General features: G+C 53.7%; 1 protein-coding gene. It reads right to left on the reverse strand.

Translation table 11 applies throughout. The features are described 5' to 3' along the window. Positions 1-768: 768 nt before the first annotated feature. Positions 769-1,191 carry a hypothetical protein gene (locus OQV04_RS24660; protein WP_033544602.1) on the reverse strand — a complete coding sequence of 141 codons (423 nt, stop codon included), beginning with the start codon at positions 1,189-1,191 and terminating at the stop codon, positions 769-771. Positions 1,192-1,343: the final 152 nt, after the last annotated feature.

A 1,343-nucleotide genomic window follows, 5' to 3' on the forward strand; every position in this document is an offset into this window, starting at 1 on the left:
GGGATTGAAGCCCGAAGGGGCGAGACAGCTTGCCTGGCTCGATGCGCAGCACGAAAGCCCGGCCCGCAGGGAACGCCCTGAGTAACCGGCGGCCGCTGCCGGGCCAATCACGGCGATCACCCAAAATAACCCTGCTGTGAAATCCACGGATCGTACAGCAGGGTAAGCCAGGGGAGCAGGGGAAAGGGGCGGCTTGCCGCCCCTTTCCGTTACTTCTTCTTGCTTTTCAGGACTTTTATCAGGCCGGTGATGGCTGTGATGAGGGCTGCGATAGCGAGGATAACCGGCGGGAGGAGTTGGAGAATTTCGGCCATAAAGCACCTGTAGGGTAGTTGGAGGGTTTGTCGTTTCCGACAACCGGTGTGTAACACTGGCGCAAGGGGTGGGGTCAATAGCGCGAAGCGGCGAAGCGAACTATTGACGCCACACCGCGCTAGTGTGGAATACCGGTAATGGAGGAACGGCAGACCATCCAACGGAACGGGGAGCTGTGGAGGACAGTTCGCCTCCCGCCGGTTATCCTCGCGGCCCGGAGTTGGCACCGGCTGAAAAAGCCAAGCGAAGCGCGGAGGGCAAAGCCCGGAGGCCAAGCGGAGTGCGGAGGGCGAAGCCCGGAGGCGTTAGGGATTGAAGCCCGAAGGGGCGAGACAGCTTGCCTGGCTCGATGTGTAGCACGAAAGCCCGACCCGCAGGGGACGCCAGAGATCACCGGCGCAAAAAAAGGGGCTACGCCCCTACAGATAGAGCGGGGGGCTTACCCCCGCGCGATCATAAACTCCATTCAGCTTCTGAATAGCCCGGCAGTTCATAGGATTTTTTAGCTTTCCACTGGGCGGGATTAGGCAATGTTTCAGTATAAGCCTCATGTAACGCTGATTTTATGGCTTTGAGGACTGTATGCACCATCGTTTCATAGTATTCGGCAAACTCGCAGGACTGATATTCATACTCATCAATGCAGACAATCACCTGAATTTGTGTTTTTGGGTCGTTAATATTTAGTTCCGGTTCACTGTATTCAAAAGCGTGCGCCGGGCTGCTTTCTTGATAGCGAACATTAACAGAATGGGTATTCAGATTAAGCATCATCTGACCAAATGAAACAGCCTCGACAGGCTGAAGTGTGCCGGTCAGCACCAGAGTTTTAACGATAGTAGAAATGGCTTTATCAGATACTACGTATGCGCTCATAATTTATTCCTTCGCAGTTTTCCCGGAGCGGTTGCCGCCGCTGGTTCCGGGCCGGTCAGCACCATTGCTAACCGATAAATAAAGTATAGGCTTTCCCCCTCTAAAAGTCAACTTTTAGTATCATTATATAGTACGATAAAGATACTTAAATT

This window comes from Escherichia sp. Lx600-2 (genome assembly GCF_036662595.1).
GTDB classification, from domain to species: Bacteria; Pseudomonadota; Gammaproteobacteria; order Enterobacterales; family Enterobacteriaceae; genus Escherichia; species Escherichia coli.

Coding starts and splice junctions, on each gene's coding strand:
- OQV04_RS24660 (WP_033544602.1), bottom strand. CDS start 1,191: ATGAGCGCATACGTAGTATCTGATAAAGCCATTTCTACTATCGTTAAA.